Origin of the sequence: Paraflavitalea devenefica, from assembly GCF_011759375.1 — a bacterium.
In the GTDB taxonomy this organism is placed as follows: Bacteria; Bacteroidota; Bacteroidia; order Chitinophagales; family Chitinophagaceae; genus Paraflavitalea; species Paraflavitalea devenefica.
Window position 1 is genome coordinate 883,022 of record NZ_JAARML010000002.1, and the last position, 14,949, is coordinate 897,970.

Below are 14,949 nucleotides of genomic sequence, written 5' to 3' on the forward strand. Positions count from 1 at the left end.
TTTTAACGGTGAATAGGTTTTTTGCAGGGATTTAGCTGTCTTTCTGATACGGCTTCATTTTGGGTATCCATCTTGGTACCTTCTCTTTGTAGTCTTTATATTCTTCTCCGAAACGCTTATATAAATCCGGCTCTTCTTTTACTATGAAATAAACAGTATTGATGGTAAAGAAGATAAATGCCCAAATCAATATGTTGAGGGAATGGAAGAATAATGCCTCCCCAATCAGTATAAAAAACACACCGGTTATCATTGGGTTGCGGCAATACCTGTAGGGGCCGGTTATTACCAGTTTCTGTGTAGGTGTCCACGGGGCTAAAGTCCCTTTACCCTTTTTTCTAAAGAGAAAGACTGTATAAAAGAATAATAGGACGCCGGGCGCCAGGAATAGTAACCCCATCACTTTTGTAAGCATATTGGCTGGAATAGTATCCTGTTGGGGATTATAAATGAACCAGGGTGCTATTACTGTGACCGTGAATGGTAGTATGAGGATATCACGAAGATGCTTTATCAGGGAAGGTTGATGCATGAGCGTTGTAGTACTCTCTATGTAAGTTAAATAAATTTTCATTCATCCCTGCCACATTGATCTCATTCCCGTCCCATTTTCCCCCTGTTTCGTCACATTTGCAACAAGCGTTGTTGATTATGGGCTAATCTTGTTGAAAATAATGACGCATGGTAACGCAGGTGAACGGATTACACGAAAAAACAATGGCCAGTCAGGGAAAGGTGCGGTGGAGAGAATATGAGTCCATCCTTGTAGCCATTCTGCTACTCACGTATGTGACCGGTTGTATATGGAAGATGTTGAAACCAGATGCCCAACAACTGGAAAGTGATTATGTAATACCCGCCCAACAGGTTGCTTTTAGCTATACTAAACAGGTATTACTGCCACAGGTGGGAACAGCACTGTTGCTATGTCTTGCTTATTACGGTATTAACTGGATTGTTATTCCTGTCCTGAAGAAAATATCCTTAAAGGGCGAAACCGTTGTCATTTTACGGCAAATTATTGGGGCCGTTGTTGTCTTTTGTGTATTAAGCTGGCTGCTGGCGCTGGGTATTAATGCAGCAACGTATTATGCGCATCCCTGGCTTTTTAACTATAGAGATTTCCAGCTTTTAGCCCTGTTGGGATACAATGATCATCCGCTGGAAAATTTGTGGACAGGTTTTGACCGGGCATTATGGTTGCTGGGCCTGCTTAGCCTGGTTGCAGGTATCCGGGAGGTGATCGTTCATTATGTAGAAAGACCTGGCCCTGGAAAGGCTTACCGGGTGTTAGTGTTGAAGCAAATTACGATAGCTGCTGTAGTGTATTGTTCCCTGCTGGCTGTTATATTGCTGTTCAATGTTTTTTCCGGAGCTGTTTTCAGGATCACTTATGCTGGTTTTATTCCTGCTACCTTCCTCGTATTCATGGTCAATACCTATTGGTTATTTCCACAAAAGGAAGGTAGGGCTTTATTCAGTTTTAAAACGCTTATACAACTGTTGCTGTCTACCTTTCTATGTACGTTTTTGTGCTTTTTATTTGATGGATTTGCCGCCATGCCATCCAAAACGTTCATTTTTTCCATGATCTGCTGGGGTATACAATTGTTTGTTACCACACCCATTTCCTGGCTTATTTACCAACAACGAAGAGACAGGATACTGCAATTAAGAGGGGTAGAGGAGGAGTTGAGCAAATCTAAAGCGAACCTGCAGTTCCTCCGTTCACAGATCAATCCCCATTTCCTTTTTAATGCCCTGAATACGTTGTATGGAACAGCCCTGCGGGAAAAAGCGTCGGATACCGCTACGGGTATACAGCAACTGGGGGATATGATGCGCTTTATGCTGCATGAGAATAACCTTGACTTCATACCCATGAGTAAGGAGATCGAATACCTGCAGCATTATATTGCCCTGCAAAAGCTGCGCATACAGGCTTCCCCGGACATTGTGATCGAACACAATATCGGGGAGCAATCCTGTCATCATCAGATCGCGCCCATGCTGCTAATTCCTTTCGTGGAGAATGCTTTTAAGCATGGGATCAGTCTGCGGGAGCAATCATGGATCCATATATCACTCATTTGTGAAGAAAAACACATCCGGTTTGCCCTGCGCAACAGTGTACATCCACGCCCGCAACATGATCCGGAAACAGGACAATCGGGAATCGGGTTGCAAAATGTGCTGGACAGACTCGCCTTGGTATATCCTGGCAGGCACACCATTAACATCAGTAATAATGAGCGGGAGTTTTTGATAGAGTTGTCCATTCAACCCTGAGTATACCGCAGCGTCCTCTGTCTGCACACAGCGCCTGGCACAGAGAGACACTGCGGAGAAATAAGTTGTCCATTCAATCCTGAGCAATCATTACAATTTAATCAAACCTCAAACATATTGTGTGAAGCGAACACTCGCCATGCTATGGGCGATTGGCATGACCCAATTTGCCCTGGCGCAAGACAGCACGGTAAAAAAGTTAGATGAACTGATGCAGGCTTACACTAACCTGGACAGGTTCAGCGGAACAGTACTGGTAGCCCGGCAGGGAAAGGTACTGCTGGAAAAAGGCTATGGTATTAAAAACTATAAAGACAGTACGCTCAATGACGCCCATACTGTTTTTGAGATTGCATCCATTACCAAGACATTTACATCGGCTATGATACTGAAACTGGTGGAATTGAAGAAGCTGTCCCTGACTGATAAGGTGAATAAATTCTATCCCGGCTATCCGCATGGCGATAGCATTACTGTTGAACATTTATTAACACATACATCGGGCATCTGGGATTATACCCGTGACAATGATTTCAGACTCGCACCGATCCACCGGTCTATACCCATTATGGAAACAATCAATTTTTTTAAGGATAAACCACTTGATTTTCCACCTGGTACCGGCTGGAGCTATAGTAACTCAGGCTATTACCTGCTGGGCTATATCATCCAACAAGTGACTGGTATGCCTTATGAAAAGGCAATAAGACAATATATTTTTAAGCCCCTGGGTATGAACCATAGCGGTTTTGATTTCACGCATTTGGCAAGCCTTGATAAAGCAGTAGGGCATTATGCCGATACCACGGAAAAGCCCACAAAGCCAGCCCCCGTTGCTGATTCCTCAGGGGCTTATGCGGCAGGGGCTATTTACTCTACGGTAGGAGACCTGTACAAATGGCACCGTGGACTGCAGTCGTATAAGATTATTGGCCGGCCACTGCTACAAAAGGCGTATACGCCCTTTCCGCTGAGTCCTCCCCCCTCACACAGCCCTGAACGGGAGAGACTGCAGCGGAGAAATAACTACGGGTATGGCTGGATCACCGATTCCCTGAACGGCAGGCTGATGGTATCGCACAGTGGTGGTATCTTTGGTTTCCGGACCGACTTCGCCCGGGTGCCGGAGGATGATGTATGTATTGTATTGCTGAGTAATATGGAGACCGATAGCCGGGATCAAATTACCAGGCGGCTATTGGCAATCGTTTACGGAAAGCCCTATTCGATACCTGTACACCTGAAAGGGGTGCCCGTACGGGAGGAAGTCCTGAGTAAGTATACGGGTACTTATAAGATTGAAAGGAATGGCGTGCTGGTGAATGTAGTGCTGGAGAACGGACGACTGATGGCCAGGCCACATAACGGGCCACCTTCGGAATTACTGGCTTTGGATGACACCCATTTCTTTCTTAGTAATGACCATGAGTTCAAAATAAGCTTTGAAGCGGATGAAAGGGGCAATATTGTGCGTATGATGATTAACCCGGACGGAGAACCCAAGCCCGCTACCAAGATCAAATAACTGATTGATGATATTGTATGCTTAAAGCAATCGTAATAGATGATGAACCCATAGCGCTGGAAGTGGTGAAGAACCTTTCGGAAAAGATACCTTTCATCAACCTCGCCGGCTGCTTTACCAGCGCTTTTGAGGCCATGGATTATTTGCGGAAAGAAAAGGTAGACCTGTTGTTTCTCGATATCAAGATGCCTGATATATCGGGTATTGATTTCCTGAAGTCGCTCCCCGATCCGCCGATGGTGATTTTTACTACCGCCTATAGCGAGCATGCGGTGCAGAGTTTTGAGCTGGATGCTATTGATTACCTGCTGAAGCCTTTTTCGCAAGCCCGGTTTTTGAAAGCCTGTAATAAAGCGATCCAGCAATTTGAGTTGAAGAAGAATATGGGGTCTGGCGGACCTGCTACACACCCTCTTTTTATTAAGAGCGGCTATGAACAGATACGAGTGGAGCCAGGTGATATTTTATATGTGGAAAGCAGCGGTAATTATGTACAGTTTGTGCTGGAAGACCGGAAGATCCTGTCGCGCCTTACCATGGCCGAAGCGGAAGCCTTACTGCCGGCTGCTGCGTTTGTGCGCATACACCGGTCGTATATTATTGCCAAACAGCATGTCAGCAAATTGGACAAGAACAATATATGGATCGGGAAAACGGAGCTGCCGGTGGGGCCGGGTTATGCCCATGAGCTGGAAAAACTGGTAAAGGCATAGCTGTAAAAAAGCACTTCCTGTACCAGTCAGGGTGATAAAATGAAGCCTTGCCGGGGAGAAATAGTCAAATATTCCATCATCTTGCCCGGATATGCCATTTACCAGGCCGGGTTACCCCTGTAATTTTAACCTATCAAATGATATTATCTGCTCCCGGGCAGTCAAGCGTTTCATATAGCAAAAAGCAAGCAAGTTGGGGTAACGGTTCTCCGTTGGCCCCGTTTTTTTTACAGGAAACCGGTAGTTACCCTAACTTCACACGCGATAAGGCTTTCATATGATGATGCACAAGAGTACAATTTTGGTAGCGGGCTTGCTGTCCTTTTCGTTAACTGGTTGGTGGTTGCCCGACAATAGTACCTCCGTTCCCCCTGTTTCTTCCTCCCTGTATGCAGGTTCTCCTATACGGGAGGCTTCCACCATGTCTTTACAGGAAAATCTTCCTAAATATGCTTTACCGCCAGTGGCTGGCGATACGATTGACCGGCCTACTGAGGAGCTGTTCCGCCATCCCCCTGCCGGCGCCAAACCCTGGGTATTCTGGTACTGGATGCAGGCCGGTATTTCCAAAGCCGGCATTACGGCCGACCTGGAGGCAATGCAACAGGCCGGCATTGGCGGCGCTTACCTGATGAGTATTAAGGATACTACCTCACCGCCGTTGATCAACCCGCCGGTACGCCAGTTGACCCCGGAATGGTGGGGCATGGTGCGTTTTGCCATGGAGGAAGCCAAAAGGCTGAACCTGCAACTGGCCATGCATGTAAGCGATGGCTTTGCCCTGGCCGGCGGTCCCTGGATCACGCCCGAACTGTCCATGCAAAAGTTGGTATGGAGCAAGGAATACGTGAAGGGTGGGGAAATGATCGATATTACCCTGCCGGAGCCGGAGATCAGGGAAAATTATTATAAGGACATCGCTGTAATAGCCTACCCGGCCAGGAGTACCCAGGCTTTCAGTGATACGGTGCTGATACCCAAGGTAACCACCAGTGTGCCCGGTGCAAAAGCACAATTCCTCGCCTTCGACAATGACGGCAAGGAAAGTTTTAAAAGTGATTCCGTATGCTGGATCCAATACAAATACCCCCAGCCTTTTACTTGCCGTTCTATCCGGATCCATACCGGCAGCAATAATTACCAGGCCCACCGCCTGCTGGTGCAGGTGAGCAATGATGGGTATGACTTTACCACGGTCACCCGGCTGGAGCCGCCGCGCCATGGCTGGCAGGATACGGATGAGGATGTAACGCATGCCATACCGGCTGTTACGGCGCTTTTTTACCGTTTTGTGTATGATAAGGCAGGATCAGAGCCCGGTGCTGAAGACCTCGATGCGGCGAAGTGGAAACCTTCCCTGAAGGTGGCCGGCATTTACCTTTCTGATGAACCGGTATTGAACCAGTATGAAAGCAAGAATGGTTCCATGTGGCGGGTGAGCCGGAAAACGACGCCGGAGCAGGTGCCCGACTCGGTGTGTGTACCGATGGAACAAATGAAGATACTCACCGAACTGACAATGAATGGCCGGTTGAAATGGCAGGCGCCTCCCGGCAACTGGGTGATCGTACGGATAGGGCATACCAGTACCGGCCATACCAATGCTACAGGTGGCGCCGGCAAAGGCCTTGAATGCGATAAGTTCAACCCGGTGGCTATAAAGTTGCAATTTGATAAATGGTTCGGTGAAGCAGTGAAAGTGGCCGGGCCTGAACTGGCGAAGGAAGTGATCAAGATATTTCATGTAGATAGCTGGGAATGCGGCAGCCAGAACTGGAGCCCGGTGTTCCCGGAGGAGTTTAAGAAACGCCGGGGGTATGACCTGATGCCTTACCTGCTGGCCATGACGGGCACGCCTGTGCAGAGTGCTGCTACTTCAGAAGGATTTTTGTATGATATGCGGCAAACCATTGCTTCGCTGATAGCGGATAATTTTTATGGTACGCTGGCCAGGCTGGCGCATGAGAAAGGCACGCAGTTCAGCGCAGAAAGTGTAGCGCCCACAATGATGAGCGATGGCATGCTGCATTACCGTTATGCCGATATACCGATGGGCGAGTTCTGGCTCAACAGTCCGACCCACGATAAGCCCAATGATATGCTGGATGCTGTTTCCGGGGCGCATGTGTATGGCAAGCGTATTGTACAGGCTGAAAGTTTTACTACGTTACGCATGACCTGGGGCGAACATCCGGGCATGCTGAAAGCCCTGGGCGACCGGAATTTTGCGCTGGGCGCCAATAAGCTGGTATTACATGTATTCACGCACAATCCCTGGCTGGACCGTAAGCCCGGCATGACGCTGGATGGTGTGGGCCTGTATTTTCAGCGAGATCAAACCTGGTGGAAGCCCGGTAAGGCCTGGATCGAATATTTACAACGCTGCCAGGCCCTGCTGCAACTGGGACAACCCGTAACCGATGTAGCCGTATTTACCGGAGAGGAGCTGCCCCGCCGTGCTGTACTGCCACACAGGCTGGTCACTACACTGTCGGGTATCATTGGCAAAGAAAGAGTGGCAAGAGAGCAGCAACGACTGGAGAATGCCGGTACGCCGCTGCGTCAATTGCCGGCCGGTGTAACCCATTCGGCCAATATGGCTGATCCGGAAGACTGGATTGATCCGTTGCGCGGTTATGCGTATGATGCTATTAACCCGGATGCCTTGTTGCGGCTGGCTACTGTAAAAAATAAACGCATTGTATTGCCCGGTGGGGCCAGCTATGGTGTGCTGGTAATACCAGGGGCCGACAGGCTGAACCCTGGGAAACAGTATATGACGACAGCCATGAAACAAAAGATTGTGCAACTGGTACAGGCAGGCGCTACGGTATTGATGACCGAAAAGCCTGTGCAGTCGCCCTCGCTGGAAGATGTTCTGGAAAAGAAAGTGTTGACGAGTAGGGTAAGTGGTGGTCAAAAAAGAGTGGAAGCAAAAGGCAACCTGATCACGGGAATTTATACAGATGAATCTTTTGCAGCGCTGGGCATTGAAAGGGATGTTGAAGTGACCGATGCACGCGGTAATCATATACCGGGCATCGCGTGGACGCACAGGAAAGGAAAAGATTTTGATATTTATTTTATTTCGAACCAACTGGATAGCAGGCGCATGGTAAATGTATCGGTAAGGCTTACGGGTAAAGAACCGGAATGGTGGGACCCAGTGGATGGATCTATTGAAAAGAATGAGGAGTGGGAGAATAAAGGCAGCCGTACAATGACCGCGGTATCGCTGGAACCATATCAATCCAAATTCCTGGTATTCCGTAAAAGTGCCGGTAACCATATTTTTAAAAGAACCTCCTATAAAGATACAGAAGCATATTCCCTCACAGGTCCCTGGCAGGTAAGCTTTGATAAGACAAAAGTAGGGCCTGCTACCCCGGTAGTATTTGAATCATTGACCAGTTGGACAGAGCAGGCGGATACAAGTATCCGTTATTATTCCGGCACAGCTATTTATACCAAATCTTTCCAATGGGAAAATGCCGATCCTGCGGGTAATACAACTTTGTTCCTGGACAGTGTATATAACATTGCAAGGGTTAAAGTGAATGGGGTGGATTGCGGTACGGTATGGACACGCCCCTACCAGGTAAATATTGCCAGGGCTTTGCGCAATGGTAACAATGAATTGCAGATTGAGGTTACCAATACCTGGGCCAACCGGCTGATCGGTGATGAAAGGTTGCCGGCTGATAAACGTATTACCTGGACTACAGCGCCGTTCCGTTTGCAAGGCAAGCCTTTATTGCCGGCGGGACTGATAGGCAGCGTAATCATAGCGAGATAATTTGAAAACCTGATAATTCCGCAGAGCGGGACAAGCTTATGAAAATTGCCTTTGTCGCTATCTTGCTGTATTGTTTATTGAACTGTTGTTTTACACAGGCACAGCAGACTGGTATTAATTCCTATAACATTGTATGGACTACGCAGAGTAGAAATGCATCGGAATCCATGCCTTGCGGAGGTGGTGATATTGGTTTGAATGTGTGGGTAGAGAACGGAGAGCTGCTGATCTACGCGGCGCGCAGCGGTAGTTTTGATGAGCATAACGGACTGATGAAGGCAGGCAGGCTGCGGGTAAAGTTATTCCCCAATATTCTGGCGGGTACCGGTTTCAGGCAGGAGCTGCACTTGCAGGAAGGTTATGTTACGGTATCCGGCCAATCGGGTAAGCAATCCGGTACCATACGTATCTGGACAGAAGTGTTCAGCCCGGTGGTGCATGTGGAGGTAAGCAGCAGTAAAAAGATGGCTGTTGAAGCGGTGTATGAGAGCTGGCGTTATACCGACAGGCCACTAACAAGTCGCGCCAACTTTGGTAATTCCTGGAAGTGGGCCGCGCCCAAAGGTAATTTCACGCGCCGGGACAGTATTGCTTTCCGTAGTGATGAAGTATTGTTTTATCACCAGAATCAATCGCCTACCATTTTTGACCATACGGTTGCGCAGCAGGGAATGGACAGCGTAAAGCATGAATTGTACAATCCTTTGCAATACCTGGTATCCGGCGGCAGTTTCTCCGGTAGCGGTTTTATAGCAGCGGGCAATACACAGGGCATGTATGCCAATACTGATTATAAAGGCTGGAAGCTGAGAAGTAAAAAGGCGGCATCCAGGCATACGCTCACCCTGCAATTGCATACAGCGCAGGAACCTTCCCTGCAACGATGGCTGCAATCGCTGGATTCATTGAAAGCGGCCACTAAAACCAATGCTGCCAGTACTTTCCCGGCTACACAGGATTGGTGGAAACAGTTCTGGCAAAGAAGCTTTGTACTGATTAATAAAGCAAAAAAGAATAATGCTGCCTGGGAGATGGGGCGCAATTACCAGCTTTTCCGGTATATGCTGGCCTGCAATGCAAGAGGAATATGGCCTACCAAGTTCAACGGTGGCTTGCTGACGGTTGATCCTATTTATACCGATACTGCGCATAAGGCTACACCCGACTACCGCAACTGGGGTGGAGGTGTGCACACGATGCAGAACCAGCGGCTGGTGTATTTCCCCATGATCAAGAATGGCGATTGGGATATGTTGCAGGCGCAACTGGATTTTTATAGGCGTATTCTGCACAATGCAGAGCTGCGCAGTAAAGTATATTGGGGCCATGGCGGCGCCTGCTTTACCGAGCAGATGGAGAATTATGGATTGCCCAATTATGCAGAATATGGACAAAAGCGCCCGCCTGGCTTTGACAAAGGGGTAGAGTATAATGCCTGGCTGGAATATGAATGGGATACCGTGCTGGAGTTTTGCCTGATGATGCTGGAAGAGCAACGCTACACAGGAAAAGACATTAGCCGGTATGTACCTTTTATAGAAAGCTGCCTGCGATTTTTTGATGAGCATTATCAATACCTCGCCCGGCAAAGAGGCGCCAGGGCGCTCGATGAAGCGGGTAAACTGGTATTATATCCCGGTTCCGGTGCAGAGACTTTTAAGATGGCTTATAATGCCAGTTCTACCATTGCTGCACTCACGGTAATCACCGATAGATTACTGCAACTGCCCGCTCAATATGGTACTGCAGAACGACGCGCCTGGTGGCTGGCTCTGTCCAAACGTATTCCCCCCATCAGCTATACGCAATTTAATGGCCATACTACGATTGCCCCTGCACGATTATGGGAGCGGGTGAATAATGTAGAATCACCACAACTATACCCGGTATATCCGTGGGGTATTTTTGGTGTAGGTAAACCCGGACTGGATACGGCGCTCAATACCTGGCGCTATGATACGTTTGCTTTGAAGTTCAGGAGTCATATCGGCTGGAAACAGGACAATATTTTTGCGGCCCGCCTGGGTTTGCGGGAGGAGGCCTGGACACTGAACAGCCTCAAGCTGCAAAGCTCCGGCAGGCGTTTCCCGGCCTTCTGGGGGCCGGGCTTTGACTGGGTACCTGATCATAACTGGGGTGGCAGCGGCATGATTGGCATACAGGAAATGCTGCTGCAGGTTGATGACCGTAAGATCCTGCTTTTCCCCGCCTGGCCAAAAGATAAAGATGTACATTTCAGGTTACTGGCGCCTTATAACACGGTCGTGGAAGCCGAACTGAAAGATGGGAAATTGTTAAACTTAACCGTGCTGCCGGAAAGCCGCAGGGCGGATGTAGTGAATATGTTAAATTAGCAGTATCATCAACGACGATAACTTGTCTGACTATGAATGTGGCAAATAAAATAGGCTCTCATAAAAATATCTGGCACGGGCTGGGCAGGCAGCGGATTGAGATACCGAAAACGGTGATCAAGTCGAAGGTGCAAAACAATCCTATTTTATCTAAGTTGTATGTGTGCAGCCTGGGCTATTATCCCAAGGCGGAGAAGCATTATACGTATCGCAAAAAAGGGTTGCCGGAGAATTTCCTGTTTTATTGTGTGGATGGCAAGGGCTGGTACCAGTTGGAAGACAAGAAGTATGAAGTAAGCGCCAATGAGTTCTTTATCCTTCCCCAGCATACAGAGCATGCCTATGGCAGCAGTGACGATGATCCCTGGACGATTTACTGGATCCATTTTGGTGGAGACAGCCTACCGGAGTTTAATAATATGCAGGTGGTGCAAAAGCATTTTAAGCCCAGCTATGTGAAGATCAGTGAGGAGGTGACGGGCTTGTTTACCAAGATCTATAAATCGCTGGAGCTGGGTTATAGCCTGGACAACCTGGTATTTACCAATATGTGCCTCTCGCATTTTATTTCCCTGTTCATTTATAATCCCCGGCACTATCCCCAGCATACGCAGGATAAGCTGGACAGCATTGACAGCGCTATCCTGTATATGCACCAGCATATCAGTGAAAATATTACGCTCACCGAGCTTTGCAAACATTATAATTATTCTGCTTCCCGTTTTTCCAGCCTCTTCAAGCAGAAGACGGGGTATGCGCCCATTGATTATTTTATCCAGTTGAAGATGCAGAAGGCTACCCAGCAACTGGATTTTACGGATAAGAGTGTAAAGTCTATCGCCATGAGCATGGGCTTTGATGATCCTTATTATTTCTCCAAACGGTTCCGCAAGATTATTGGTATGAGCCCCAAGAAGTATCGTATGACCAGGAAAGACTAGATTTGTATTGATTGCAACAATCGGTCGGATGGTACATACCAATAGGAGCTGAGCGGCATTAAGATAAAATAACCGCCTATCGCAAGCAGGCCGGAACGATGATAACACAGATCATCGTTCCGGCTGTTGTATTTAAGCACTATAGCCTCCATCCATGGTGAGGGAAGCGCCGGTCATGAAGGCGCTTTCTTCACTGGCGAGGTAGGCTACGAGCCCTGCAATCTGTGCCGGGGTACCATATTGCGGAATGGCCATGCGGCTGCGGGCAGCATCGGCGAAGTTGGAGGTGGCCGGGTTCATATCGGTATCTACAGGTCCCGGCTGTACGAGGTTGGCGGTAATGCCTTTGGGGCCAAGATCACGGGCCATGCCTTTGTTGAGACCAATAAGGGCTGATTTGCTCATGGCATACAAGGCGCCATGTGAATCGATTACCCTGTCGGCCATATTGCTGCCAATAGTGATGATGCGGCTGCCCGGTTGCATATGCCGTGCTGCAGCCTGTGATGCCAGGAATACGGCGCGTACGTTGACAGCCATGATATCATCATACTCCTGCAGGGTATACTCCTGCAGTATGTTCATTACATAGATACCGGCATTGTTCACGAGTATATCAATATGGCCAAAGGCTTTTACGGTTTGTTCTACTGCCTGCGTTACTGCTTCGGGCGAATGGTTGTCGGCAGCGATCTTTAATGCTTTACCACCTGCTGCTGTTATTTCCGATACAATGGTCGCTGCTGCTTCGGCGGCCTGCGCATAAGTGAAGGCAACGGTGGCGCCTTCGGCTGCCAAACGTTTAACAATACCTGCTCCAATGCCCCGGCTGCCACCGGTAACCAATGCCACTTTGTTTTCAAGACGTTTCATACTGTATGTATTTTATTGTTTTGCAAAACTACCAGCCTGACCGTACATTTGCCAGTACCGATAAAATTGTTAAGTACTAACAAAAAAGTAAGTAATGAGGAAAGAGTCGTCTACAAACAGCTTAAACAGGAATGCCCTCAGGGAACATTGTGGCATGGTCTTTACGCTTTCAATGATCGGCGGCCGGTGGAAACCCAGCATCCTGTGCCGGTTGGTGCGCGGTAAGCTGCGTTACAGTGAGTTGCGTAAACAACTGCCCGATGTATCGGAGCGGATGCTGGTATTGCAGTTGAGGGAGTTGGAGAATGATGGACTGGTTAGGCGTTTGGTATATGCAGAAGTGCCGCCGCGTGTGGAGTATGAATTAACAGAAGCCGGTATCTCCCTGAAACCGGTGTTGAAAAGTATGTCTGACTGGGGATTGGGTTATCAGAAGAAACGGGGAGTGGCAAAGGCGGTGGTGAGCCGGTAGGGAAGTGAATTCTATTGTTAGTTTATAAAAATACTACTGATGACAAGGGCTATGCTCCGGGAGGATTTTGCTTTTATATATGCCTTGTATATGCATCCGGCCACGAATCCTTACCTGTTGTATGAGGTGATGGATGAGGCTTCATTTGAGCCCATCTTTGCGGATCTGCTGCAGAAGCAGATCATTTATGTATATGAAAGCGGCGGGGTCCCAGTGGGTATGTTTAAGCTATTGCCCCTCACGTACCGCACCTCCCATATTGTATACCTGGGCGGACTGGCTATTGATCCGGATAAAGCCGGTGCTGGTCGTGGAACGGCCATGCTACAGGAGATTATTGAGCTGTGCCGCCAACAAGGATTCTTACGGATAGAACTAAGTACGGCTACGGTCAATGAACAGGCCATACGGTTGTATGAAAAAGCCGGTTTTCAGCGGGAGGGTGTGTTGCGGAATTATACCTGGCTTAAAAGTGACAACCGCTTTCTGGATGAAGTCATGATGTCGTACCTGTTTTAATACAATGATTATGCTGATTGAAATCCTTGGCTGGGCAGGTTCTTTGTTGGTGCTGATAGCCTACGCCCTGAATATGAATAAAAAGCTGCGTGCTGATTCCCTGACCTATTACCTGCTGAATATATTGGGTAGCGCCCTGCTGATCATCAATACTGCCTATCACCATGCTTATCCTTCCATGGCGGTGAATATCATCTGGGTATTTATTCCCGTGGTAACGATCATCCGTCACAAGAGGTGGCAGAAGAATGCTGCAAAAGAGGCCTGAGCACAGACAGGCCCAACAATTCCCTGACGCCTCCGTGATGTTGATGCAGCCGTTTCGCTGTTTCATGCATGTTGGCTTCTACGGCCAGGCTTTAATAGTTATTTTAGATGAATACAGGAATTACCTGTTTTCCTAATTCATGGCTATTTGAATCCAACGTTCTATGATGAAACCATTTCTCTTGCCGGTAGCAGGCCTGCTGTGTGCTATTTCCGTTGCAGCCCAGCCTTCTCTTACCCTAAACGGTACTACCTCTTTGACTATTCTTGCCGGGACACCGGTTTCGATGAATGGGCTGGTATTAACGCCTGCTGCCGGTTTTTCTATTGATGCTCCCAATGCGCTGAATAAAAACACTACGCTTACCAACGGCGCCATGGATGGTATTTATATTTCCAGCGTATATAAATGGGATAATACACTGAGTGCCTTTAATGGCACTGTTGGTTTTTATTATGCCGATGCGGAATTGAATGGACTATCCGAAACCACGCTGATATTACAGCTACATACTGGCGTCAAATGGCGCGCTTTTACTAGCAACCTGTCGAGGAATACCGGCAGTAACCTGGTGAATACGTTGGTGAATAATTATGCACTGAATGAACTCACTTTAACCGATGAGCTTACTGTACTGCCTCTGGAATGGGGTGCTGTCAGGGCTTTCCGCAAGGATGGCAAGGCTATTGTGCAATGGAGTGCTTATGACGCAGAGCCAGGCGATCATTTTATAGTGGAAAGAAGCAGCACTGGTGCCGATTGGCAGCCGGTTGGTGAGCCTGTACCTGCCATTACAACACCGGGTCATCATACTTATAGCATAGAGGACGATCAGGCGCCGGATGCACAAAGTTTTTACCGCATTAAGCTGGTATATGGTAATGGTAATACCGGCGGTATGCGCATGACCATGGTGCCTGCCATCAAGGATGGGCAGGTAACGGTTTATCCCAACCCGGTAAAAGACAAGCTGACCCTGCAATCTTCTGTGGCAGGTATAAGTAGGATACAGGTGTACGATGCTGCCGGAAAGCTGGTACATAGCGTTGCGCCGGGTAATGTGTCCTTTTATTCTTTTGACACACAGGTATTATTACCTGGTTATTACCGCCTACGGCTGACGCTGGCCAATGGCAGGGTGCTGTGGTACCCGGTCATGAAGCAATAATTATTACTAACCCCTGAATATTCAAATCCAT

At 48.2% G+C, this 14,949-nt stretch carries 12 protein-coding genes; 10 read left to right on the forward strand and 2 right to left on the reverse strand.

Annotated elements, in window-relative coordinates; all coding sequences use genetic code 11:
• Window positions 1-31: 31 nt before the first annotated feature.
• Window positions 32-574 (reverse strand): methyltransferase family protein, encoded by a 543-nt coding sequence (locus HB364_RS13120; protein WP_246228485.1) that lies wholly within the window; start codon window positions 572-574, stop codon window positions 32-34.
• A 107-nt stretch (window positions 575-681) separates the two neighbouring features.
• Between HB364_RS13120 and HB364_RS13125 the strand changes: the two genes are divergently transcribed.
• From HB364_RS13125 to HB364_RS13150, 6 genes are all read left to right on the forward strand, one after another.
• Window positions 682-2,289, forward strand: coding sequence for a sensor histidine kinase (locus HB364_RS13125; protein WP_167288425.1), 1,608 nt, complete (start codon window positions 682-684; stop codon window positions 2,287-2,289).
• 121 nt (window positions 2,290-2,410) lie between these two features.
• Window positions 2,411-3,814: a serine hydrolase gene (locus HB364_RS13130; protein WP_167288426.1), complete on the forward strand. Its 1,404-nt coding sequence runs from the start codon at window positions 2,411-2,413 to the stop codon at window positions 3,812-3,814.
• Window positions 3,815-3,831: 17 nt separating this feature from the next.
• The gene (locus tag HB364_RS13135; RefSeq protein ID WP_167288427.1) at window positions 3,832-4,527 is read left to right on the forward strand and encodes a LytR/AlgR family response regulator transcription factor; all 696 of its coding nucleotides are present in this window, start codon (window positions 3,832-3,834) and stop codon (window positions 4,525-4,527) included.
• 277 nt (window positions 4,528-4,804) lie between these two features.
• On the forward strand, window positions 4,805-8,323 hold the full coding sequence (locus HB364_RS13140) for a glycosyl hydrolase (protein WP_246228486.1): 3,519 nt from the start codon (window positions 4,805-4,807) through the stop codon (window positions 8,321-8,323).
• 38 nt (window positions 8,324-8,361) lie between these two features.
• A complete protein-coding gene (locus HB364_RS13145; protein ID WP_167288428.1) occupies window positions 8,362-10,677 on the forward strand; it encodes a DUF5703 domain-containing protein in 2,316 nt (771 codons plus the stop codon).
• Between the two features lie 32 nt (window positions 10,678-10,709).
• Window positions 10,710-11,618: an AraC family transcriptional regulator gene (locus HB364_RS13150; protein WP_167288429.1), complete on the forward strand. Its 909-nt coding sequence runs from the start codon at window positions 10,710-10,712 to the stop codon at window positions 11,616-11,618.
• Window positions 11,619-11,750: 132 nt separating this feature from the next.
• Here HB364_RS13150 and HB364_RS13155 read toward each other — a convergent pair whose 3' ends face one another.
• On the reverse strand, window positions 11,751-12,491 hold the full coding sequence (locus HB364_RS13155) for an SDR family NAD(P)-dependent oxidoreductase (protein WP_167288430.1): 741 nt from the start codon (window positions 12,489-12,491) through the stop codon (window positions 11,751-11,753).
• A gap of 94 nt (window positions 12,492-12,585) precedes the next feature.
• Between HB364_RS13155 and HB364_RS13160 the strand changes: the two genes are divergently transcribed.
• The 4 genes from HB364_RS13160 (at window position 12,586) to HB364_RS13175 (ending at window position 14,918) form a co-directional block, all read left to right on the forward strand.
• Window positions 12,586-12,963, forward strand: coding sequence for a winged helix-turn-helix transcriptional regulator (locus HB364_RS13160; RefSeq protein ID WP_167288431.1), 378 nt, complete (start codon window positions 12,586-12,588; stop codon window positions 12,961-12,963).
• Window positions 12,964-13,002: 39 nt separating this feature from the next.
• On the forward strand, window positions 13,003-13,482 hold the full coding sequence (locus HB364_RS13165) for a GNAT family N-acetyltransferase (RefSeq protein WP_167288432.1): 480 nt from the start codon (window positions 13,003-13,005) through the stop codon (window positions 13,480-13,482).
• A gap of 10 nt (window positions 13,483-13,492) precedes the next feature.
• Entirely contained in the window at window positions 13,493-13,750 is a 258-nt protein-coding gene (locus HB364_RS13170) for a CBU_0592 family membrane protein (RefSeq protein ID WP_208419948.1), read from the forward strand.
• A 163-nt stretch (window positions 13,751-13,913) separates the two neighbouring features.
• Window positions 13,914-14,918 carry a T9SS type A sorting domain-containing protein gene (locus HB364_RS13175; RefSeq protein ID WP_167288433.1) on the forward strand — a complete coding sequence of 335 codons (1,005 nt, stop codon included), beginning with the start codon at window positions 13,914-13,916 and terminating at the stop codon, window positions 14,916-14,918.
• Window positions 14,919-14,949 lie beyond the last annotated feature (31 nt).